Here is a 23,393-nt window from a genome sequence, read left to right on the forward strand (position 1 = left end):
CCGAGGCGATGAGGCTCCGCGGCTGGATCAGGTAGCACAGCGCAGCCCATAGGGCAGGGCGACAGGAGAAAGGCAGAGACGAATGCATCAGGCACTGGCCGCTACTGCGGCAACCGAAAGCGCCGCGGCGGCACTCTCACCGAAGGATGAGCTGCGGGCGTTCCGCAACGTCGTGCGTAGCTTGACGGCTGACGCGGCGAGCGCGCTGTGTGAGCTTGAGGCGTGGTGTACCGATGCGGACCAACTGGAGCGGTGCTACCTGGTTCGGCACTATCTGGACTATATGAAACGGTTGTGCGAGGGCCGAGTATAGGGCATAGTCGCGCGGCAGCAGGGCTATCGGTATCGTAGAGGGCCACGGGCTTGTCGGCACGGCCGGACGACGGCGTCGGGTACGGTCGGACAGATCTGAGGATGTGGCGCCCGGGCCGAGAGGGTTCCCCCCGCGGTTGGCGGGGGGAGCCTTTTTCATGGCGGGGCTGGCGCGCGCGCCTTCGTCGGCACATCCGCGGTGCCGCGTGACGGCCGCATTTGCGACTCGGGCGCGTCCTCGACGGGCGGTGCCGTGTTGGGGCGGTACCTGCGCCACGCCCGCACGTCGCCCACCACCCATGACGATCGGGCCGGTTGCGACCACCGGCGGGGCCGTGCCTGCGCAGGCCCGGCGCCCCTCGCTAGTCTTGCGTGGGCATGGGTTTTATGATAGACTTCTGAGAGCATCGCGCCTGGCTGTGTAAGGCACGGGCCTGAGGGCGCGCCTGGGGCGTGCCGGCACGGGCCTTACACGCTTTTTTTGCCAGCGGATTTTCCAAAGGAGAGAAGCCCTTGGCGCTAGTTTCCATGAAGGAACTCCTGGAGGCGGGGGTTCATTTCGGCCATCAAACGCGGCGGTGGAACCCGAAGATGAAGCGGTACATCTACGGGGGCCGCAACGGCATATACATCATTGATCTCCACCAGACCGTGCGGATGCTGGAGGATGCATGCAACTTCGTCCGGCAGCAGGCGGCGGAAGGCGGCCGCGTCCTCTTCGTCGGCACCAAGAAGCAGGCTCAGGAGTCAATCTACGAGTCCGCCACCCAGTGCGGCATGTTTTACGTCAACCAGCGCTGGCTCGGAGGTATGCTGACCAACTTCACGACGATCCGCCGGCGCGTAGAGCGGATGAAGGAACTGCGTCGCATGCGCGACGAAGGCGAACTCGAGCTGCGGCCCAAGGGCGAGCGCGCGCGCATGCTCGATCAGCTCGCGAAGCTGGAGCGCATACTGTCGGGGATCGAGGGCATGGATCGTCTGCCCGCCGTCGCCTTCATCGTTGACGTGAAGAAGGAGCGTATCGCATTGCTCGAAGCGCGGCGACTGGAAATACCGGTCGTCGCTATCGTGGACACGAACTGCGACCCCGACGAGGTGACCCACCCCATCCCCGGCAACGATGACGCAATACGGGCGATCCGGCTGATGTCATCCAAGATATCGGACGCGGCGCTGGAAGGCGTGCGGGAGCGCGAGGCCCTGGAGGCCAAGGCTGCGGCAGAGGCCGAGGAATCAGCCGCAGCCGCGGCTCAGGCGGCGGAAGCCGAGGCCGAGGCGGCCGAGGCAGAGCCGGTGTCGGTTGCCGATCTGGCGGAGGAGGAGCCAGGTTTCGCGGCCGAAGACGCTCTGGTGGAAGAGAAGAAGCCAGTGGCCGAGCAGGCCCCGGAGTAATAGCGCGCGGCGCGAGCCCGCCGTTGCGCTTCGTCCAATCAGTTCTCAACACCGGGAGAGGATTCAGCACGCCGCGCCGGATATGCGCCGTTGCGCGGCGCAGGGCCCGCGGGACATGAGTTCCGGAATGGCGCGCGTATTGCGCTCCGGGCCGGGTGCGGTACTTCTGCGATACGAAAGCTCCTGAGGAGGTCTGTGTGGCAATCACGCCGGAGCAAGTGAGAGACCTGCGCCAGCGCACGGGCGCGGGCGTCATGGACTGCAAGCGTGCCCTGACCGAGGCGGAAGGGGAGATGGATCGAGCGGTGGAGATTCTGCGCGAGCAGGGCATCCTGCGCGCGGCGCGCCGCGAGTCACGCCCCACCGCCGACGGCACGGTGGCGTCGTACGTGCATGCTGGTGGCAAGATCGGCGTCTTGGTCGAGGTCAACTGCGAGACCGACTTCGTCGCCCGTACCCCGGAATTGCAGGCCTTCGCTCACGACGTGGCGATGCAAATCGCAGCTCAGCAGCCCGTGTACCTGGGCCGCGACGACGTGCCCGAAGAGGTGCGCGAGAAAGAGAAAGAGATCTATCGCGCGCAAGCCTTGGGCGAAGGCAAGCCGGAGAAGATACTCGCGCGTATCGCCGAGGGCAAGCTGGAAAAGTTCTACCAGGACGTCTGTCTGCTGGAGCAGCCGTTTATCCGCGACCCGGACAAGACCATCGAGGATTTGCGCAAGGAGCTTGCCGGGAAGACGGGCGAGAACGTCCGCATCCGGCGTTTCGCGAGGTTCCAGCTCGGCGAATGCGAGGGATGATGAGCGCGCCCAAATATAGGCGCATTGTGGTGAAGCTCAGCGGCGAAGCGTTCGCCGGCGGTGAGGGCTTCGGCATCGATCCAGCCGCCGTGCACCGGCTCGCCCAGGAGCTCAAGGAGGTGCACGACACCGGCTCCGAAACGGCCGTGGTTGTCGGCGGCGGCAACATCTTCCGCGCGCGCACCTCCGGCTCGTACGACATTGAGCGCACCACGGCGGACTACATGGGCATGCTCGCCAGCGTCCTCAACGCGCTCGCGCTCCAGGAGGCGCTGGAGCGGATCGGTGCCGATACCCGCTTGCAGACCGCCATCGAGATGCACGAAGTGGCCGAGCCGTACATTCGGCGCCGCGCCATTCGGCATCTTGAGAAAGGTCGCATCGTCATCTTCGCCGCAGGCACCGGGAGTCCGTACTTCACGACCGACACTGCGGCGGCGCTGCGCGCGGCGGAGGTCGGAGCGGAGGCGATCCTCAAAGGCTCGACGGTGGACGCCATTTACGATCGCGATCCTAAGCTCGACACGGGCGCGCGTCGGCTCGCCCATCTCGATTACATGCAGGCGCTCAATCTGCGCATCAAGGCGCTCGATGCCACCGCCGTGTCGCTGAGCCAGGAGACGGGCGTGCCGATTATCCTCTTCGATATCCGCGAGCCGGGCAATCTCAAACGCGTCGTGTTGGGCGAGCCGATCGGCAGCATCATCTCGTCCGCGGCGGCGTCTGATTTGCCGCGCCGCGACGAGAGCGGCGAGGGAGAACGCAGATGACGGCGGAACCGGTACCTAAGATCATGTCCGAAACCGCGCAGCGCATGGACCACGCCATCGAAGGCATACGGCGCGAGTTCGCAAGCATCCGCAGCGGCCGGGCCAACCCCGCCCTGGTGGATCAGATCATGGTCGAGGCATACGAGACCAGAATGCCCCTCATTCAACTCGCGACGATAGCCGCTCCCGAACCCAGGCTGTTGGTCATCACGCCGTGGGATAAGACTCTAATCGGGGCGATCCGCAACGCGCTCACGCAATCCGACCTCGGCCTCAACCCCGCCAGCGATGGCAATATCCTGCGCGTGCCGGTGCCCGAGCTGAGCGAGGAGCGCCGCAAGGATCTGGCCAAGGTCGTCGGCCGCAAGACGGAGGAGGGCCGGGTGGCCGTTCGCAACATCCGCCGCGACGCGATTGAGGAGTTGCGCAAGTTGCAGAAGGCGGGCGATGTGTCGGAGGACGACGCCAAGCGCGCGCAGGAAGACGTGCAGAAGACCACCGACGCCCATATCGAGGAGATCAACCACCTGCACGAGGCGAAGGTAGCCGAGATCATGGAGGTCTGAGCTTGGCGGACAGTGGGCCGCAGCCTCCGCTTCTGATCGGCCTTGAGCTGGAGCAGGCACGTCAGCAAGCGGCCGCCGCCGGATGGCGAATCGGCGAAGTCGCGCCAACCGCGCCCCCGTCGCGGGCGCCGACAGGGCCGCCCAGGGTCGTCAGGCAGAACGTGACCGGCCCGCGTACCGTCGCCTTGGTAGTCGCCGCAAGCGTCGAGTTGACCCCACGCCCAGCCAGCTCGGCCGAATAGACCACGGACATGGAATCACACTCATCCCAGGCATCCGCGCTCCCCTCATACGAGGAGCTGCGGACAATGGTTGACGACCAGCGATTGCCTCGCCACATCGCCGTCATCATGGACGGCAACGGCCGCTGGGCGGAGGAGCGGTCGCTGCCGCGTCTCGCCGGCCACGAGGCCGGCACCGAGAGCGTCCGCGCTGCCATTGAGGAATGCGCCGAGTTGGGAATTGAGGCGCTGACCCTGTACACGTTTTCATCGGAGAACTGGGTGCGGCCCCCGCGTGAGATAGAGGGGCTAATGCGCCTCATCGCGGAGCGACTACAGGTGGAGCTGCCCGAGCTTCACGGGAAAAACGTACGCGTGCAGGCAATCGGGCGCCTCGAAACGGTGCCTGAGTTACTGCAGGAGACCGTAGCGCAGGCGCAGCGCGTCACGGCGAATAACGATGGCTTGCGCCTGAACCTTGCGATCAACTACGGTGGGCGAGCGGAGATAGTTGATGCGGCGCGGCGGGTCGCCGAGGCCGTCGCCGATGGGCGCCTGCGCGGCGAGGACGTGTCCGAGGAGGTCTTCGCCGGTTTCCTGTACGCCCCGGAATTGCCCGATCCGGACCTGCTCATTCGCACGGCGGGCGAGGCGCGCGTGAGCAACTACCTGCTGTGGGAAATCGCTTACGCCGAGATCGTCGTGCTGCCGACGCTGTGGCCAGATTTCCGGCGCGAGCATCTGCTCCAAGCCGTGGTGGAATACCAGCGCAGGACGCGAAAGTTCGGTGGGCTGCAGGATGACCTGCTATGAGTCCGTCGCCCGCGACGCGCTGGACGGATGCCACGGCTGGTGCGGCACACGGCCCGCTCTGGGAGTGATGTGCCGCCGGGGCTGACTAGACGGCGCCGGGCGCGGGATAGCTGCGTATGCGGGTAATCATGGAGTGTCCGCGCTGCGGGCAGGAGAACGCCCGCGCTCTGCAGCACTGCTGGGCCTGCGGCGAATGGCTGCACGGGGCGAGTCAGGTCGCAGGCGTGTGCCCGGAGTGCACAATGCCGGTGCGGGAAAGTGAGCTTGTCTGCGCCAATTGCGGCACTCACCTTGACGCCCGGCTTAGGGATGAGGGCGGGCCGCGTCTACCCGAGGAGAGACGCCTGCGAACGCGCGCGCGGCGCGTCGTGGTGCGGCCGGCGCAGGCTACTGCGCGGATCCTGTCGCTGTCCTTCGCGTGCCGGGCGCTCGGCATGGCGCTGATGGTGATTGCCATCGCCCGCGGCTTGATCGCGGCGCAGGGATACCAGGCGGCGCTGATGCCGGACGAGAGTCTGCTCGCGTTCTACGCCATCGTATTATGGTCGGTGGTCGGCGTTGCCGGTTTCATCCTGCTTATGGTTGGGGTGTTCGTGCTGCGACCGGGCGGATGATGTGTCGCGCGGTCGCCGCCGGGCGCGGTTGAAGATCTCCAATGAGTATTACCCCCGAGGACGAGTCCGGGCAGGTATCGGCTGCGAGCGCGGGCGACGGCATGCGCGCCGCGCAACTGCTGGCGCTGGCTGCTGCGGCGTTCCTGCTCGTGGGCTTGCTCGGCGCACAAGCCGCGCGGCCGGGGCTGAATCTGGTTGCGGCGACCGCGCTGGCGATTGCGGGTGGCATCGGGTTCATCGCGATCTCCGTGGTGCTGGTCGGCCTGATAGTGCGACTGCCGCTGTCGTGGAAGGCGCAGCTCGGACTGGTCGTGTTGTGCGGCTTGGTGTCTGCGGGGGCAAAGATCGCCAAGGTGTCGCTCGTCGGGGATCTGTTCCTCTTCGCCGCGGCCATCTTCTTCGGTATCCTGGTCTCGCGGGTGATTAAGGAACGCAACATGATCGTGCCCGTGGCGGTTGCCGCCGCCGCGGTTGACACCTACGGCGTCTACTGGGGTTTCGTTTCGATCATGGCGAGAAAGGCGCCGGAAGTGGTGAGGCACCTCACCGCGGCAGTGCCGGGGGCAACGGCCGAAGTGCCCGTGCAACTGCTCGGCGCGATCGGCATCGGGGACTTCCTTTTCATGGGAATCTTCGTGGCGGCCGTGTACCGGTTGGGCATGAACCGGCGCGGCACGCTGTGGGCGTTGTTCGCCGTGTTCCTGACGGTGCCGGTGGTGTTCGGGCTGCTGCAGCTGGCGGCGCTCCCGGGATTGCCGTTTCTGGGCCTCGCCGTCGTGGGTGCGAACTGGCGATACTTCCATTTCTCGCGTGCCGAGAAGTTCGCCCTGCTCTACGCCGCGCTGGCCGTGGCGGGGATCATCGGCCTGGCGTGGTGGATCACGAGAGTGCTCAGCTGATGCATCGCCCGTGGCGGCAGCGGCAAGAGGGTGGTGCTTGTCGCAACGCCCATTCGAGGAGGAGGCAGTGACGGACAAGTACGAGCCACAGACGATCGAGCCGAAGTGGCAGGAGCGCTGGGCGCACGCCCGACTCTTCGAGGTGCCCGACCGCTCCGAGAAGCCCAAGTTCTACTATCTCGACATGTTCGCATATCCCTCCGGCGACCTGCACTGGGGCCACGTGCGCAACTACACGGTCGGCGACGTCGTGGCACGCTATCACGTCATGCGCGGCGAGCATGTGCTCCATCCGACGGGATTCGATGCGTTCGGGCTCAACGCCGAGAACGCCGCCATCAAACGCGGCATCCATCCCGCGGAATGGACCGCGAGAAACGTGGCGCAGATGGAGCAGCAGTACCGGCGCATGGGGTATTCCTTCGATTGGAGCCGCGAGGTTAATACGTCGCAGCCCGACTACTACACGTGGACGCAGTGGATGTTCCTGCAGCTCTACAGGGGCGGGCTCGCATTCAAGAAACGAGCGCCGGTGAACTGGTGCCCGTCGTGCGCGACGGCGCTGGCCAACGAGCAGGTCATCGGTGGGTCGTGCGAGCGCTGCGATACGGCGGTGCAGCAGAAGGAGATGGAGCAGTGGTTCTACCGCATCACGCGGTATGCGGAGCGTCTCTTGGAGGGGCACGATAGGATTGAGTGGCCCGACGACGTCAAGTTGATGCAGCGCAACTGGATTGGGCGCAGCGAGGGCGTCGAGTTCGACATGGCGATCGCCGACTCGCCGCGCAAGGCGACCGTTTACACGACGCGACCCGACACGGTGTTCGGCATCACGTACATGGTGCTCGCCCCGGAGCATCCTCTCGTCGACGAGATAACGTCAGCGGAGCAGTGGGCTGCGGTTGACGCGTATCGCGAGCAGGCTCGCAGCAAGCCGGAACTGGAGCGCATCGCCGACACTGCCAAGGATGGCGTCTTCACTGGCGCGCGCGCGATCAACCCGATGACGGGAGAGCAGGTGCCGGTGTGGGTCGCCGAGTACGTGCTGATGGGCTACGGCACCGGGGCGATCATGGCTGTGCCCGCGCACGACCAACGCGACTTCGAGTTCGCCAAACGCTATGACCTGCCGATCCGCGTGGTGATCAACCCGCAGGGCACCGCGCTCGACCCCGAGACGATGACGGAAGCCTATGTCGGCCCCGGAGTGCAGGTGAACTCCGGGCCCTTCGACGGCCTGCCGAGCGAGGAGGGCTGGGTCAAGATCGCGGAGGACATGGAGCGCCGCGGGATCGGGAAGCGCACCGTCAACTACCGGCTTCGTGACTGGCTCATCTCGCGCCAGCGTTACTGGGGCGCACCCATCCCGATCATCTACTGCGACACATGCGGCACGGTGCCCGTGCCCGAGGAGGATTTGCCGGTGCTCCTGCCGCCGCGCGCGCCGTTCACCGGCAAGGGTGGGTCGCCGCTCGAAGCGGTGCCGGAATTCGTCAACACGACGTGCCCGCGCTGTGGCGGCAAGGCACGGCGGGAGGTCGACACGATGGACACATTCGTGTGTTCATCGTGGTATTTCATCCGTCACGCAAGTCCTCACGATAGCGAGCGCGCGTTCGATGCCGACAAGGTGCGATACTGGCTCCCGGTTGACCTCTATATCGGCGGACGCGAACACGCGACCATGCACCTCATCTACGCGCGCTTCTTCTGCATGGCGCTCCACGACCTGGGGTTGGTCGAGTTCGAGGAGCCGTTCACGCGCTTGTTCAACCACGGCGTGGTCGGCCTCGGCGGCAAGAAGATGAGCAAGACCCGCGGCGACAATCCGTCGCCCGACGGCATGTGCGCGCGTTACGGCGCGGATACGGCGCGCCTGTTCATTCTCTTCATCGCACCTCCGGGCGAGCCGGCGGAGTGGAGCGAGGCGGGAGTCGAGGGGATCTACCGCTTCCTCGGGCGCGTGTGGCGCCTGTTCAGCGCAGTGCTCCCGGCGTTCGACGCGGCGTGGGCGAAAACGCTCGAGACGGAGAAGCCCTCCCTCGCCGGAACCGCCCTCAGGCGCAAGACGCATCAGACGATCACCAAGGTCACGGCGGAGATTGAGCGGATTCACCACAATACCGCGGTCAGCGCGCTGATGGAGATGGTGAATCAGATGTCGCAATTCGTCGCCGACCTGCCCGACGCGGCGGCGGGCGATCGCGCCGCGGTGAGCGAAGCGATGGCGACATTGCCGGTGCTGCTGTCCCCGTTCGCGCCGCATCTCGCCGACGAACTGGCGGAGCGCCTGGGCCTGCTTGGGCGGTCGGTGTCTTTGTTCAGCGCGCCATGGCCGCAGGCGGATCCGGAACTCGCCCGGGAGGACGAGATCACCCTCGTCGTCCAGGTCAACGGCAAGGTGCGCGATCGGATCACCGTCGCGGCGGGCGCCGACGAGGAGCGCTTGAAGGAACTGGCTCTCAACAGCGAGCGGGCGCAGCAGTTCATCGCCGGCAAGGCCGTGCGCAACGTCGTCGTCGTGCCCGACAAACTTGTGAATATCGTGGTCTCATGACGCAGGAACGCATCGGCCGATATCTTCATCGGGCACGCAGGCCGCGGTGAGATGCCGGGGTGATGGGGTCAGCAACGTGCAGGGTTTTGACAACCGCAGCATGCCGCGTTATACTACCGTGTTGGCGCAGACATCCATGAGCCGGGAACGGCTCTTGAAGGAGGCAGAGGCATGATTAAGCCGATTGCTGATCGTCTGGTGGTCAAGGTGACGGAAGCCGAGGAGAAGACCTCGTCCGGGATTCTCCTTCCCGATACGGCGCAAGAGAAGCCGCAGAAGGGGAAGGTCGTAGCGGTGGGCCCGGGCCGCGTCCTCGACAACGGCGACTTGGCGAAGCCAGAGGTCAGGAAAGGCGATACGGTGCTGTTCTCCAGGTACGGCGGCACCGAGGTCACGATAGCGGGCAAGGAGTACATGGTCCTGCGGGAAAGCGACGTCCTGGCGATAGTCAAGTAGAGCCCGGGCGCGCAGCGCGGGGCAGGCGCAAGTTGACGAGGAGGATTTGAGGAATGGCAAAGGACTTGGCATACAGCGAGGAGGCGCGGCGTTCGTTGGAGCGCGGGATCAACGCGCTGGCGGACGCGGTGCGCGTGACCCTGGGGCCGCGCGGGCGCACCGTCATGCTGGAGAAGAAATTCGGCTCGCCGACGATCATTGACGACGGCGTCACCATCGCCAAGGAGATCGAGGTGGAGGACCGCTTCGAGAACCTCGGCGCCCAGTTGCTCAAGGAAGTGGCATCTAGGACCAACGACGTCGCCGGCGACGGCACGACGACGGCGACGGTGCTGGCACAGGCAATGGCGCGCGCGGGGCTGAAGGCCGTCGCGGCCGGCGCGAACCCGATGTTTGTCAAGCGCGGATTGGACGCGGCGAAGGACGCCGTGGTCAAGTACATCAGGAAGATCGCCGTGCCGGTGGAGACCAAGGAGAAGATCGCGCAGGTGGCGACGATCTCGGCACGCGAGAAGCGCATCGGCGATGTCATCTCCGAGGCGATGGACAAGGTCGGGAAGGACGGCGTCATCACCGTCGAGGAGAGCAAGAGCGCCGAGACGACGCTCGAGTTGGTAGAAGGGATGCAGTTCGACAAGGGATACATCTCGCCGTACATGATCACCAACGCCGAGCGCATGGAAGCGGTGCTCGACAATCCGTACATCCTGATCTACGAGAAGAAGATCTCGGCCGCGCCCGATCTGCTCCCGGTGTTGGAGACTATCATGCGCTCGGGGCGCGCACTCGTGGTCGTCGCAGAGGACGTGGACGGCGAGGCGCTGGCGACATTGGTAGTCAACAAGCTGCGCGGCACCTTCACCGCGGTCGCGGTCAAGGCGCCCGGCTTCGGCGACCGGCGCAAGGCGATGCTCGAGGATCTGGGGATACTGACCGGCGGCACCTTCCTCTCGGAAGACCTCGGGGTGAAGCTCGAGAACGTGACGACTGACATGCTGGGTCAGGCGAAGCGCGTCGTCATCACCAAGGATGATACCACGGTCGTCGAGGGCAAGGGGAGCGCCGAGGCGATCCAGGGGCGGATCGCGCAGATCAAGCGCCAGATCGGGGAGACCGACTCGGACTACGATCGCGAGAAGCTCCAGGAACGGCTGGCGAAGCTTGCGGGCGGCGTCGCCGTCGTCAACGTCGGCGCGGCGACGGAGACGGAGTTGAAGGAGCGCAAGCATCGCATGGAGGACGCGCTGTCGGCCACACGCGCGGCGGTCGAGGAAGGCATCGTCCCGGGCGGTGGGGTCGCGTATATCAACGCCATTCCGGTGCTGAAGCAAGTCAAGCTGAAAGGCGACGAGGCGATCGGCGTGAACATCATGCGTCGTGCGCTGGAGGAGCCCGCACGGCAGATCGCCAACAACGCCGGGATGGAAGGTTCGGTCGTCGTGGCGAGGATGAAGAATCTCCCCAAGGGCCACGGCATGGACGTCGTCAGCGAGAAGCAGGTTGACATGATGGAGGCCGGGATCGTGGACCCGGCGAAGGTGACCCGCAGCGCGCTGGAGAACGCGACGAGTATCGCCGCCATGGTGCTGTGCACGGAGGCGGCGGTTGCGGACATGCCGGAGGAGGAGCCGCCGCCGGCGCCGGGCCCGGGTCAGCCCGGGATGCCGCCGTACTAATCGGGCGGCGGCGGGCAGCGCCGCACATGTGCTGCGCCCCCCGCTCTGCCGGATGCCGGGTGCGGCTTGCCGTGTGCCGCCGTACTCGATTCCGACGTGCGGTTGCTGCCGCGGACGTTTGCCGGTGCGGCGCGAGACTTCGCATGGACAACGACGTGAAGGAAGTGCTGCTCTCCGCCGAGCAGATCCAAGCCCGGGTCAAGGAGATGGCGCAGCAGATCGCGACGGATTACCGAGGGCGCGAGCCGGTGCTCGTGGGAGTGCTCGACGGGGCCGTGGTCTTTCTCGCCGATCTGATGCGCGCGCTGCCGATTGCGGTGCGCGTGGACTTCGTGAAGTGGTCGAGCTACGGCGACGCCACCGTTTCCAGCGGCGAGGTCCAGGTGCTCAAGGACCTGGGCTCCAGCATCGAAGGCAAGCACGTCCTGGTGGTCGAGGACATCGTTGACACGGGACTGACGCTGCGCTATCTGCTGGAGAACTTCGAGAATCGCAGCGTCGCGAGCCTCGCGGTGGCGGCTTTGCTCGACAAGCCGAGCCGGCGCAAGGTCGACGTGAAACTGGATTACGTCGGCTTTCAGGTGCCGGATGAATTCGTGGTCGGGTATGGCCTGGACTTGGCCCAGCGCTATCGCAACCTGCCCTACGTCGCCGTGCTCAAGCCCGAGGTGTACCGGGGATCCTAGTTGCGGTTGGCCCGACGGCGCCCCACTCGGCAGAGCGTCGCCGCGGGCGTGGGATCGAGAAAATGCGGGCACCGCCGCGGAATTTGTGTGGACATTTGCGCATTTGTGTGGTATAGTATCATAGCCTCGCAGGGCTGCATAGGTGGCACCCACTAACGGGGTGTGCTATTCGCGATGCGGCTTTGCTGTATCCCCGGAGCAGCGATTGGGCCGCAATGAGAATGGCCGGGCGGTGGCCGTACACCCGCAACACCTCGTCCGGAAAGAGTTCTGGGCGCCTGCAAGTCCCATAGTTGAGTTCCAGTGACACCCAAGACTCTCTGAGCATCTTCCGATCTGGCCTGCGGTAGAGGGCCGCGTTTCGCCATTCCCTATCGCGTCTGGCGCCCGGCTTGTGTTCACCTCGAACCAAGCCTGCGCCGAGGGCTGCGCCCGGAAACACATACGATGCATCGCAATCTGCTAATGGACCTGGTCTGACCTGAGGCATGTCCCTGGCTTTGGCATCGATTGATGAGGTCCTTGTGTTACCCCAGGTTCCCAAACTGGTGAATCGTGTTTGACGCGTATCCTGTGAGACCGGAGTGGCTGGCAGTCGGAAGATCGTGGTCGAGGACCTCATGCCGGAGGAATCTCGGGCTTGCCGGGGCGTCCGAGACACGATATGAACCCCATTCCGGAGCAGTGTCGAGCAACGCGGCTCTGTTGCAGTTGTGAGCCGTAGGCGCATGACGCCACCAGCACACGAGTTCCGGAGCGTCTGCGTGCCGGTAACACCCGAAATCCTATACGACCCCGCATGTGGAGGAGCGTAATCACCATGCGCGCGACTGAAGAAAGCAGAACCCGCACTCTGGAGATGTCGGACCTCGAAAGCAAGACGGTCGAGGAACTCCACGATCTCGCCAAGGGCTTCGAGATCTCGGGCGTCCAGAAACTGAACAAGCGCGATCTCGTCTTGAGTGTCCTCAAGGCGCAGGCCGAGCACAACGGCAATATCTTCATGGAAGGCGTGCTCGAGACGCTGCAGGAGGGATACGGGTTCCTGCGCGTCCACGGATATCTCCCGAGCCCGGACGACGTGTACGTCTCGCAGTCGCAGATCAAGCGCTTCGGCCTCAAGACGGGCGACACGGTCACCGGGCAAGTCCGGCCGCCCAAGGACAGTGAGCGTTACTATAGTCTGCTGCGCGTCGAGGCGGTCAACAGCGAGAGCCCCGAGACGCTCAAGCACCGCGTCCCGTTCGATGCCCTGACCCCGATTTACCCCACCACGCGTCTGCAGATGGAGACCGAAGCGAAAGGGATCTCCGGGCGCATGATTGACCTGGTATGCCCGATCGGCAAGGGCCAACGCGGGCTCATCGTGTCGCCGCCCAAGGCGGGCAAGACGATGTTGCTCAAGGCTATCGGCAACGCCATCACCTCCAACCATCCGGAGGCCGTGCTCATCGTGCTCCTCATAGACGAGCGACCCGAGGAGGTCACCGACATCCGGCGCTCCGTGGATGCCGAGGTGGCATCCTCCACCTTCGACGAGCTGCCCGAGAACCACATGAAGGTCCAGGAGCTATGCCTGGAAAAGGCCAAGCGCCTCGTCGAGCATGGAAAAGACGTCGTCGTCCTCCTCGACAGCATCACCCGACTCTCCCGCGCGTCAAACCTCACCGTGACCCCGAGCGGCCGCACCCTCTCCGGCGGCCTCGACCCCAGCGCCCTCTACCGCCCCAAGCGCTTCTTCGGCGCCGCCCGCAACATCGAGGAGGGCGGCAGCCTCACCGTCGTCGCCACCGCTCTGGTTGACACCGGCAGCCGCATGGACGACATGATCTTCGAGGAGTTCAAGGGCACGGGCAACATGGAACTCGTCCTCGATCGCACGCTGTCCGACCGGCGCACCTTCCCCGCGATAGACGTCCGCCGCTCGGGGACGCGTCACGAAGAGCTGCTGATGAGCGAGGACGAGCTGCGCCGCGTTTGGCAACTGCGCAAGGTGCTCAATGCGCTCGACACGGTGCAGGCCACGGAACTCTTGCTTACCGGGCTCCATAAGACCGCAACCAACAAGGCATTCCTCGAGTGGGTCGAGAAGGAGTTGCGGCCGAAGAACGGCGAATAGTCAACCAACACTTGCGCCGGCCCCGCCCCGTCCTCCGGAGGGACCCCGCCCGACACCGATGGTCATCATAATGCAGAGAGAGGCGACGCCGGACGAGATCCAGGCGGTCATCGAGACCGTCGAGGAATCCGGCTTCCGGGCGTTCGTCAACCCAGGCGTCGAACGCAAGGTCATCGCGCTGCTCGGCGCGATGGACGCGGAGAAGGCGACGCTTGCCGACCGCTTCACCAGCATGCCGGGCGTGGAGCGCGTCGCGCTCATCTCGGAGCCGTACAAGCTCGCCTCGCGTCAGACCCGTCCCGACGATACGATAGTGAGAGTCGGCCGCTTGCGCATCGGCGGGCCCAGCCTCGCGATCATTGCCGGGCCGTGCAGCGTCGAGTCGCTCGAGCAGATCTTGGAAGTAGCCCACGCAGTCAAAGCCGCCGGCGCCAACCTGCTGCGCGGCGGCGCCTTCAAGCCGCGCACGTCGCCCTACGCGTTCCAGGGTCTCGGACTCGACGCGCTCGACATGCTCGCCCGGGCGCGCGAGGAGACGGGTCTGCCGATCGTCACCGAGGTGCTCGACCCGCACGAACTCCCGATGGTGATGCGCTACGCCGATATCGTACAGATCGGCGCGCGCAACATGCAGAACTTCCGCCTGCTGCAGCGCGTCGGCCAGTGCGGCAAGCCGGTCGTGCTCAAGCGCGGGCCCGGGTGCCGCGTTCAGGACCTGCTGATGGCGTGCGAGTACATCATGCTCGAGGGCAACCGGGACGTCATCCTGTGCGAGCGCGGGATCACGACGTTCGAGGACTCGACGCGCTACACGACCGATATCAACGCCGTGCCGGTGCTCAAACGCCTGTCGCATCTGCCGGTCATCCTCGACCCCAGCCACAGCACGGGCGATTGGCGCTACGTGACGCCGCTCGCCAAGGCGGCAATCGCCGCCGGCGCCGATGGGCTGATGGTCGAGGTGCATCCCAATCCGCCCGCCGCTCTTTCCGACGGGCCGCAGAGCCTGGAGCCGCCCAAGTTCGCGGCCATGATGCGTGGCGTCGGGAAGATCGCACGAGCCGTCGGCAGGCGCGTGCCCGCGGCCCGCCGCGCGCACTAGGACGCGCGATGCCCTCGCCCGCCTTCACCAAAGTCGCCCGCTGCTACGATGCGCTTATGGCGAACGTTCCGTACGCCATGTGGGCCGACTACCTTGAGGAGATCTTCGACCACATGGCGGCGACGCCGCGGACGGTCCTCGACCTCGCCACCGGCACGGGGACGGTCGGGCTTCTGCTGGCGGCGCGCGGCTACCGAGTCAACGGCGTGGACATCTCGGAGCCGATGCTTGAGGAAGCGCGGCGCAAGGCGCAGGAGGCGGGCCTCGCCGTCGAGTTCGTGCACGGCGATGTCGCCGACCTTGACGTCCCGCGCGCTTCATTCGACGCCGCCGTTTGCCTCTACGACAGCCTGAACTACATCCTCGATCCGCAGCGGCTGCAACGGGCGTTGGATTCCGTCGCCGCGGCGTTGGCTCCAGGGGGGCTGTTCATCTTCGACCTCAACACGATCTACTCGTTCGAGCAGGAGATGTTCACGCAGCAGAACCTGTCGCCGGGACGCCCGGTGCGCTATCGCTGGGTGAGCCGGTACGATCGCGATGCCCGCGTCGCGCGCATTGACATGGAATTCTGGACCGACGACGGCGATCATTTCGAGGAGACGCACTATCAGCGCAGCCACAGCGTCGAGGAGGTCGCCGACGGGCTCGAACGGGCCGGTTTCCTCGTCGAAGGCTTGTACGAGGCCTACACCTTCCTCCCGCCGGGGCCGAAATCGGAGCGCATCTTCTACGTCGCGCGCAGGACTGGGCAGGACTAGCCTCGGGTTGACGCCGATAAGCGCGGATCGGCGGAGGCCGAAGCAACGGGATGCCGGGGGCAATCGCGGAGGTGCGGCATGAAGATCGTGTTGATCGCAGTGGACACGTTGCGCGCGGATCATCTGGGGTGCTGGGGATATCACAGCGCGACGAGTGCGAACCTCGATGCCGTCGCTGCGGAAGGGTTCGTGCTTGGTCACTGCTTCGCAGTGAGCAATTGCACTCACCCGGGTTTCACAGCGCTTTTCACTGGCTGCTATCCCGAGACTACCGCTATCACCGGTCACTGGACGCGCGTGGATTTGCCCGAAGATGCCCCGACGGTCGCTGGAATCGCCAAGGCGAATGGCTTGGTCACGCTGGCCGTGGACAATCTCTATGACCGCTGGCAGGAGCGCTGGCGCCTCTACCCCTGGTTTCGCCGCGCCTACGACATGTACGAGTACGCCCAGGATCCGAATGCTCACGAATCCGCCAACTGCGACCTGGTGTGCGACCTGATCCACAAGCATGCGGCAGACGACTTTCTCCTCTTCTACCATCCCTGGTACCCGCACGCGCCGTACCAGCCGCCGGATGACTGCCAGCACGCGACGTGGGACAAGAGCGATCCGCTGGCGGATGTCGTCTCGCGTTACGACGGTGAGATCGTGTACGCCGACCGCGAGATCGGTCGCATCGTCGAGGCGCTGCGCGCGGCGGGCATCTACGACGACACGCTTCTCATCATCACCTCCGACCACGGCGAGATCATGGGGGAGGATCGCCTCGTGCGCGGCCATCGCTTCAATGTCAGCCATATTGATCTCGGCGACGAGTGCTTGCGCATTCCGCTGGTGATGCGATGGCCGGGGGTTGTGCCAACAGGTCGGTCAGACGCGCTGGTTCAGCAGCCGGACCTCTTGCCTACGCTCGCCGGTCTCGCGGGGTGGGAGCTGGCGCGCGCGGTGGACGGCGAAAGCCTGGCCCCGGTGATGCGCGGCGACGTGAGTTCGGTGCGCGACGCCGTGCACTTCATGGAGAACACGTATCAGAAGCAGCGCGGTATCCGCACGGCGACGCACAAGCTGAAACTGAACCTCGATCCCGGCGACTCAGCCCCGCGCCGCGAGTTGTACGATCTCGCCGTCGATCCGCTGGAGCAGTTCAATATCGTGGACGTCGAACCGGAACTGGCTGACGAGCTTGAGGCGCGCATGGCGGCGTGGGTGGGCGAGCGCCTCGCCGCCGCCGGACACACAGAAGACCCACTGCTGGCCCAGGACATCACCGCGGGTACGCTGCATGAGCCGGGCCGGTTCGCCCGTGAACGCCAGCTCGCGCACGCGTACCTCCGGAAGGAGCGGAACGAAGGGTCGTTGGGCCAGTAGGGCTTGAGAATGCGCAGCGGCAATGGGGCGGGTCTCTGTGGCGGTGCGCACCTCCAGGCCACGCACTCCGCATTGCCGGCGGGTCCGGCCGCAGCGTGGCTATCCCGGTCGTGCCGCCTTGCCCGTGCGCGCGGATTCGTAGATCGCGAGGATGAGCGCGACCGCCTTGCGTGCCTCTTCGCCGTTGAGCATCGGCTCGCGATTCTCCTCGATGGCGCGCACGAAATCGCCGATCTGCTCGACGTGTCCCGGGATGGCGTTCATCAAGCCGGCTTTCGGATCGGTCGCCCCCGCCGCGGCGCCGGTAAACGGAGCGAAAGTCTCCTCATCGCCGACCTGCCACCGTATGACGTCCTCGCCCTCGATAACGACGTTCCCGTTCGCGCCGAACACCTCGATGCGGGAGGGCAGACCCTTGCACACCGCCGTGCTGCCCATGATCACACCCAGGGCGCCGTTCGCGAAGCGCAGCGCTGCCGCGGCTGCGTCTTCGACTTCGATCTCGTGCGCCAACGTATCGGTGTACGCCTGCACCTCAGCGACGGGGCCGACCAGCCACTGGAGCACGTCCACGGTGTGAATGCCCTGATTCATCAGGCAGCCGCCGCCGTCCCATCGCCACGTCCCGCGCCACTGAGCGCTGTCGTAGTAGTCCTGTGTGCGACACCACGGAATATACGCGTTGCCGAAGTGAATCCGCCCGAGCGCGCCGTCGTCAATCGCTCGCTTGAGCCGGACGAACGATGATGAGCTGCGCACCTGGTGCACCGCTGCGAGCTTCACGCCCCGGCTGCGGCAGGTCTCGACGAGCCGGTCTATCTTCTCCAACGTGACGTCAATCGGCTTCGTCGTCAAGACGTGCTTGCCCGCCTGCGCCGCCGCGACGCCCATCTCGGCGTGCATGCCGCTCCACGTCAGGACGCTCACGACCTGGACGTCATTGCGCGCCAGCAACTCGTCGTAGCTCGCGTGCCAGTCCGCGCCGAAGCGCTCGGCGAGCGCGCGGGCTCGGTCCTCAACGGCGTCGCTCACCGCGACCAGTCGCGCGTTGTCGAGCTGTTCGATCGCCGCCGCGAACACGGGGGCAATCGTGCCGCACCCCACCAGCCCGAAGCCGTACTTCATTGTTCGGCCTCCGTCATTCCGCGCACAATGTCCGATGCGCCTCCTGCAGCTGATCCATGATGTGGATCTTCTGCGGGCATTTCTCCTCGCACTCGCCGCACTCGACGCATTGGTCGGCGCCTTTAGCGGACTTCACGATGCCCGCGTAGTGCTCTCGGGCATAGGCTTCAAGCCCGTAGACGCGATAGTAATTGACGAGTTCGAAGATGCTCGGAATATCCACGTCGTTCGGGCACGGCATGCAGTACTTGCAGCCGGTGCAGTATAAGTCGCACACGCGCTTGTTCTCGTCCAGTATCTCCTGCACCTTCTGGCGCTCGGCGGCCGTCAGGGGCTCCTCCCGCGAGGCGACGGCGGCGTTTTCCTCCACCATCTGGATCGTGCCCATGCCCGACAGCGCGGTGCTGACATTTGGGTTGGACATGACGAATCGCAGGGCCATCTCCGAGGTGGTCTTCGTGCCGCCAGCTAGCATGCTCCGGATGCGCGCCGAAGGCGCCGCCAGCCGCCCGCCGCCGACGGAACCCATGATCGCGACACCCAACCCCCTGCGCCGCGCGTGCTCGATGCCGGGCTCGTTCGCGCGGTCGAGAATGTTGTACTGCACCAGGATGCTCTCGAAGCGCCCCGAGTCTATGATGCGCAGCAGCGCCTCGGGCTTGTCGTGGAACGAGAAGGAGATGTGGCGAATGATGCCGTCCTCGCGCAGGCGCTCGGCCGCCGCCATCGGCCCGTTCGGAGCCATGATCAGCTCCTCAAACGTCTTCCAGTTGATGCCCCACATATGATAGAAGTCAACATAGTCGGTGTCGAGTCGCCGCAGCGAGTCCTCCAGTCGCTTCCTGAAGTTGTCGCCCGAGGCATCCTCTATCGGGTTCTTCGTGGACAGGTACACCTTGTCTCGAATATCCCCGATGGCCTTGCCGACGAACACCTCGCTGCTGCCGTTGTGACCGTAGCCCGGAGCGGTGTCGAAGTAGTTGACGCCGAGTTCATACGCGCGGCGCATCACCGCCACCGCCTCCTTTTCGTTCTCGGGCAGGCGCATCGCGCCGAAGCCGAGTAACGAGACCTTTACACCTGTGTTGCCGAAATCGCGATACTGCATTATCTGCCTTTCATTGCCGCGAGAACCGGAGTGGCCGAGCGTCTCGTGCCGCGATTGCTCGTCCGTGCGGGCGGTGTCGTCGTGTCCGGCCGGGATGCGCTCGACGCGCGTCGGACACCGGTCACGATTCGCCCGGCGGGCGGGAAGGCGCCCGTTCTCCGCGCGGGTTGTCGTCCGCGCGATCCGAGGTCGATGCTGGATCAGTGGCGCGGCAGAATGCTGCGAATTGCCAGTATTGTGTTCGCCGCGGACGCCCTTCGGCCTGCCGTGGGTGCCGACAATGCTCCGGCGGAAAGCCACCGGCCATGAGCGCACGCCGGCTCGCGACAGCCCAAGGGCACTACCGCACGGTCAGTCTTCAGGAGCAGGGATGTTCAGCCCGGGCACGTACCTGTAGTCAACGCGTCCGTTGTAGAACAGCTTCACCACTGCCCAGTAGTCGGGCAAGGCGCTCGCCGGTCCCAGCGCCGCGACGTCGAACCCGTAGGTCGCTTCCTCGCCCGGCTTCAAGGCGAATCCCCTCACAGGTGAGTGAGATTCGGCAAGCGCGAAATCACCGGCCGCCGCTCCCCACATCTCCATCGGCGTGATGAGGGCCAGGCCGCCCTCTATCGCGTCGTCGCCGACGTTGCGCAGCCGCGCCTCAATCCTGCCCTCCAGGTTCTCCACGTCCCACTCGATACGCGGCGCATCGCCGACCTCGACGACATCTTGGTACACCTGCCCCTCGTGGGTCAGCCGCGCCTTGACCAACCCCGAGCGCTGACCACTCATGAAGCAGAGCAACACGGTGCGGGTCATGTGCTCGTTCGGCCCCAGGTCATACTCCACGTACTCCGGAACCGTCTTCCATCCCTCCGGGACGACCAGTTCGACCCGACCACGGATGCGCCGGTCCAGGTAATTGTTGCACACGCCAAGCGTGAGTTCGTTCGTCGTCACGCCGCCCTGGCGGATGTGAATGCCGGTCCTGACCTGACCTTCGAGCACCACCGAGACGGGGCTGTAGCCGAGCGGGGCCTCGCCCAGGTTGTGATCCCAGTGGCGGAAATGCATGGGCTGCACCGGCTCGATCTCGCGGCCCAGGCGGCATGGTTCACCGCGGACCTCGGGCGGGCGGAAGCGAAGGTTGTAGGTCTGTATGACGAAGCGACCCACGTGGTCGCGCGCACAGTCGCCGGACCCCGGACACACATCCACCGGGCGCTGGCGTTCCTCGAGTAGGTTCGTCTCCCATACCGCGCCGAGCGGCGTGAACCACCGCAGGCAAGCGTCGGTGCCATTGCCCAGCGCCTCGTACAAGCGCACCGTCACGCCGGGGTCGTCCACCGGCGCCGCTCCCTCGAAGCCCGCCGTGGGATTGCCGTGGCGCTTGAGGGCAGTCACGATGAGACCGTCGCCTTCGACTTCGAGGCAGCTCATGGTCGGTGCCAATGCGCCCGCGTGCCGATCGAGCGCGACAGCCATGAGCGGGTTGTTGAACTCGTAGCCGACGCGATAGGTCCCTGCCGCCCGCCAGTCGCCGGGTGACGGATAGAACGCGTAGGGATAGACGTGCGTCTTGTGCTCCGGGACGATAAACCACGGCAAGCGGTCCTTGCCCCACGGCGTGCCACCCCAGGCCGAGGTGTGCATGAGGCCGAGCACCATCGTGTTGTCGGACTCGATGCTGGTCATGATATTCCCGAGGTTGGCGATGGCCAGCGTGTAATCGTCCACCTGTTCGCGAGAGCCCGAGGCGTTGACATTCGCCGGTAGGTTGATGTCCGCGGAGTCGGCGAAATCGCGCGTGATGTAGTCAATGCCCCGTCGCAGCGCGGCGTCGTCGAGCGCCGAGATAATCAGCGTCGGCACCGCTGCCCACCCCGCCGGCACGTCGTCGTCGAGCATGAAGACGAAGGCGTAGCCGTCCTTCTCGCGGCGCCTCTCGAAGCGCGACCGCGCGGTGTCCGAGAGGCGGCCAACGAGCTTCTTGGCGAACCGATTGCCGCCGTTGACATCGAGCGCGATGCGGAAGCTTGTGCCGTAGCGCAGGTCGTCATTGAGATTCTTCGGCAGCGTGCAGTCCTCTATCTCGAGCGGCGCGCGCCGCCGCCGGTCGAGGTCATCGTGGAGCGGCGTACAGAAGATGCCCTTGCCGACGAGCCGCGACTGGAGCGCGTAGGCCGCGTCCTCGGTTGAGTCATCATGCGGGATGACGAGGGCGACCATGCCCAGCGCGAAAGACGCCGCGTTCGCCGCGCCTTTCGCGCCCATCCGCAGCCGCGCCGATGAGCTGTGCGCGAACCACTGATAGGCCGAGCGCAAACCGCACTCCGAAGCGTTCTGATTGCTCGCCGTGCGGAAATCGAGATACCCCTTGCTCTTCCTGCGCGTCACGACCGCGCAGCGCTCCTCGAACACCGGCTCGCAGCCCTGGAGCGCCGACGGGAAGGTGACGACGAACAGATCGTGCTTGCCGCGGTAGTTGACGAGTCGAGTGACGCAGTCAATGCGCCGCAGGCCGCGGTACAGGGTTATCTCCTGCTCGCGCGCGCAGTCCTTCATCTCGCCCCGGATGACGAGCGACGCGCTCACCGGCCCGCGGCGCACCTCGGCCTCGGCCGGGTAATCGCGCGAGAACGCCTTGGGACCCGTCGTCCACACCTCCCACGGCGGCTCGCGGCGCGTCGCGTTCTCGGCGAGCGCGACCAGCTCGTTGCCCGGCCCGCGCTCGACATTGACCAACTCGCGGCGCGCTTGCTTGTCGTACAAGCTCACGATGCCTCCGTGCGCGCGGTCCACGCGGAGGCGGAAGAACTCATTCTCGACCGCCGTGCCACGCTTGCTCGCCGGCTGCGGAGGCATCTCTTCGGCGGACGTCACGTAGAACAAGCGGTACCCGATGGAGGGGATGTCGGACGCGACAAAGCGGAACTCGACTCGCGTGCGACGGCGCCGCTTGACACTCGATACCAGTTCGACAGGCACTTCTTCCGCGGCCGCGTCGCGCAGCGCGAACCCGTCCCATCCGGCCGGCAGCTCGACCGTCGCGCGGCAGACGTCCGTTCTCGTCCAGTTCAGTGGATTGAACACGGCGAGCGGGAGCGCGCGGGGGTCGGGCGCAGGCCCGGCGGTGTCAATCAGCGAGCCGATGTACCTGAGCGATGAATCGAGCGTCTCCGTCGCCAGCTCCAGCGACTCGCGATACGACGCCATGAGATCGAGGTATGATCTGTCGCAGCACGGGCCGGTGATGCCGTCGTGGTGTTGGTTGAACAGAAGCTGGCGCCATGCCTTGTCGAGCGCGACGTCGGGGTACGTCGCGCCCAGTGCGCTCGCGACGGCCCCGAACTTCTCCGCGTTGATAACGGCGTTTTCCCCCAGCCGGTTGCCGATCTTGAACTGGACGCGCGTGATCGCTGTGCCCTGGTGGTGGTACTCCATATCCCGCGCCGTCACGGGTACGCGCAACCCGTGCTCTTTGATGCGCTGGTGGAGGTCGAGCATGAACCTGGTCTGCCCTGAGCCGGTGACGTCAACGCTCGGCGTGCCGTCGCGCAGCGCCTGCGTCATGCCCGCCATCCACGCAGTGGGCGGCTTGAAATCGCCGGCATCAATGCGGATATCGCAGTTCAGGCCGTAGGTCTGAAGCTCCACGCGCTGCTTGTTGATACGGTAGAGCAGGTCCTCCGGCCCCTCGGAGCGATATGAGTAGCTGAGTCGGCGGTAGAGCATCTTCGTTCCGTCGGGCGCCTGGTGCCAGAAGACCGGGTGAAAGCCGTAGATGTGCTTCGACCAGATGCACCCGGCGAACCGCGATTTCGCCAGTATCTGAGACAACTGGGCGCAGTGGCCGAAGACATCCCAAGGGGCATAGACCAGCGGCTGATCGCCCAGCACGCGCTCGTGATACAAGCGCCCGTAGACGATGTTGCGGATGATCCCCTCGGCGCTGATGAGCTTCTCCGTGGGCTCATTGTACGATCCGCCGGTGCCGATCCGTCCCGCCCGGATGAGGTCGCGGATGAGGTCGCGCTCCTCGGGGTGGGTATCGTAGTAC

20 protein-coding genes are annotated in these 23,393 nt (G+C 65.6%); 16 read left to right on the forward strand and 4 right to left on the reverse strand.

The genetic code is table 11. From position 1 onward, the window contains the following. Nucleotides 1-82: 82 nt before the first annotated feature. From JSV65_01615 to frr, 5 genes are all read left to right on the forward strand, one after another. Nucleotides 83-313: a hypothetical protein gene (locus JSV65_01615; protein UCH35075.1), complete on the forward strand. Its 231-nt coding sequence runs from the start codon at nt 83-85 to the stop codon at nt 311-313. A 512-nt stretch (nt 314-825) separates the two neighbouring features. After that, nucleotides 826-1,707 (forward strand): 30S ribosomal protein S2, encoded by an 882-nt coding sequence (rpsB, locus tag JSV65_01620; protein UCH35076.1) that lies wholly within the window; start codon nt 826-828, stop codon nt 1,705-1,707. Nucleotides 1,708-1,904: 197 nt separating this feature from the next. Beyond that, nucleotides 1,905-2,507 (forward strand): translation elongation factor Ts, encoded by a 603-nt coding sequence (gene tsf / locus JSV65_01625; protein UCH35077.1) that lies wholly within the window; start codon nt 1,905-1,907, stop codon nt 2,505-2,507. Further along, complete coding sequence (locus JSV65_01630; protein UCH35078.1) at nt 2,507-3,277, forward strand: UMP kinase; 771 nt, start codon at nt 2,507-2,509, stop codon at nt 3,275-3,277. The genes tsf and JSV65_01630 overlap by 1 nt, the downstream gene beginning before the upstream one ends. Beyond that, the gene (frr, locus tag JSV65_01635) at nt 3,274-3,843 is read left to right on the forward strand and encodes a ribosome recycling factor (protein UCH35079.1); all 570 of its coding nucleotides are present in this window, start codon (nt 3,274-3,276) and stop codon (nt 3,841-3,843) included. The genes JSV65_01630 and frr overlap by 4 nt, the downstream gene beginning before the upstream one ends. 61 nt (nt 3,844-3,904) lie before the next feature. On the opposite strand, the gene JSV65_01640 is transcribed toward frr, so the two are convergent. Next, nucleotides 3,905-4,096 carry a hypothetical protein gene (locus tag JSV65_01640; GenBank protein ID UCH35080.1) on the reverse strand — a complete coding sequence of 64 codons (192 nt, stop codon included), beginning with the start codon at nt 4,094-4,096 and terminating at the stop codon, nt 3,905-3,907. Between JSV65_01640 and JSV65_01645 the strand changes: the two genes are divergently transcribed. From JSV65_01645 to JSV65_01695, 11 genes are all read left to right on the forward strand, one after another. Beyond that, nucleotides 4,095-4,877, forward strand: a complete 783-nt coding sequence (locus JSV65_01645; protein ID UCH35081.1) for an isoprenyl transferase — start codon at nt 4,095-4,097, stop codon at nt 4,875-4,877. The two genes, JSV65_01640 and JSV65_01645, sit on opposite strands and share 2 nt — an antisense overlap. 116 nt (nt 4,878-4,993) lie before the next feature. Further along, on the forward strand, nt 4,994-5,491 hold the full coding sequence (locus JSV65_01650) for a zinc ribbon domain-containing protein (protein ID UCH35082.1): 498 nt from the start codon (nt 4,994-4,996) through the stop codon (nt 5,489-5,491). A gap of 41 nt (nt 5,492-5,532) precedes the next feature. Beyond that, nucleotides 5,533-6,390, forward strand: coding sequence for a hypothetical protein (locus JSV65_01655; protein UCH35083.1), 858 nt, complete (start codon nt 5,533-5,535; stop codon nt 6,388-6,390). A gap of 67 nt (nt 6,391-6,457) precedes the next feature. Next, complete coding sequence (locus tag JSV65_01660) at nt 6,458-8,947, forward strand: leucine--tRNA ligase (protein UCH35084.1); 2,490 nt, start codon at nt 6,458-6,460, stop codon at nt 8,945-8,947. A gap of 171 nt (nt 8,948-9,118) precedes the next feature. Then, nucleotides 9,119-9,403, forward strand: coding sequence for a co-chaperone GroES (groES, locus tag JSV65_01665; GenBank protein UCH35085.1), 285 nt, complete (start codon nt 9,119-9,121; stop codon nt 9,401-9,403). Between the two features lie 53 nt (nt 9,404-9,456). After that, nucleotides 9,457-11,079 (forward strand): chaperonin GroEL, encoded by a 1,623-nt coding sequence (gene groL, locus JSV65_01670; GenBank protein UCH35086.1) that lies wholly within the window; start codon nt 9,457-9,459, stop codon nt 11,077-11,079. Nucleotides 11,080-11,222: 143 nt separating this feature from the next. Continuing rightward, nucleotides 11,223-11,765, forward strand: coding sequence for a hypoxanthine phosphoribosyltransferase (gene hpt / locus JSV65_01675; GenBank protein ID UCH35087.1), 543 nt, complete (start codon nt 11,223-11,225; stop codon nt 11,763-11,765). Between the two features lie 820 nt (nt 11,766-12,585). Beyond that, nucleotides 12,586-13,884: a transcription termination factor Rho gene (rho, locus tag JSV65_01680; GenBank protein UCH35088.1), complete on the forward strand. Its 1,299-nt coding sequence runs from the start codon at nt 12,586-12,588 to the stop codon at nt 13,882-13,884. A 58-nt stretch (nt 13,885-13,942) separates the two neighbouring features. Further along, the gene (gene aroF, locus JSV65_01685; GenBank protein ID UCH35089.1) at nt 13,943-14,986 is read left to right on the forward strand and encodes a 3-deoxy-7-phosphoheptulonate synthase; all 1,044 of its coding nucleotides are present in this window, start codon (nt 13,943-13,945) and stop codon (nt 14,984-14,986) included. Between the two features lie 8 nt (nt 14,987-14,994). Further along, entirely contained in the window at nt 14,995-15,747 is a 753-nt protein-coding gene (locus tag JSV65_01690) for a class I SAM-dependent methyltransferase (protein ID UCH35090.1), read from the forward strand. Nucleotides 15,748-15,825: 78 nt separating this feature from the next. Further along, nucleotides 15,826-17,118, forward strand: a complete 1,293-nt coding sequence (locus JSV65_01695; GenBank protein ID UCH35091.1) for a sulfatase — start codon at nt 15,826-15,828, stop codon at nt 17,116-17,118. 99 nt (nt 17,119-17,217) lie between these two features. Here JSV65_01695 and JSV65_01700 read toward each other — a convergent pair whose 3' ends face one another. The 3 genes from JSV65_01700 to JSV65_01710 all read right to left on the reverse strand — a co-directional run. Beyond that, nucleotides 17,218-18,243 (reverse strand): Gfo/Idh/MocA family oxidoreductase, encoded by a 1,026-nt coding sequence (locus JSV65_01700; protein ID UCH35092.1) that lies wholly within the window; start codon nt 18,241-18,243, stop codon nt 17,218-17,220. Between the two features lie 13 nt (nt 18,244-18,256). Further along, nucleotides 18,257-19,351, reverse strand: coding sequence for an aldo/keto reductase (locus JSV65_01705; GenBank protein ID UCH35093.1), 1,095 nt, complete (start codon nt 19,349-19,351; stop codon nt 18,257-18,259). Nucleotides 19,352-19,702: 351 nt separating this feature from the next. Next, nucleotides 19,703-23,393, reverse strand: a 3,691-nt coding sequence (locus tag JSV65_01710; protein UCH35094.1) for a hypothetical protein, incomplete at its 5' end; no start/stop codon positions are given.

Source organism: Armatimonadota bacterium (genome assembly GCA_020354555.1).
Lineage (GTDB): Bacteria > Armatimonadota > Hebobacteria.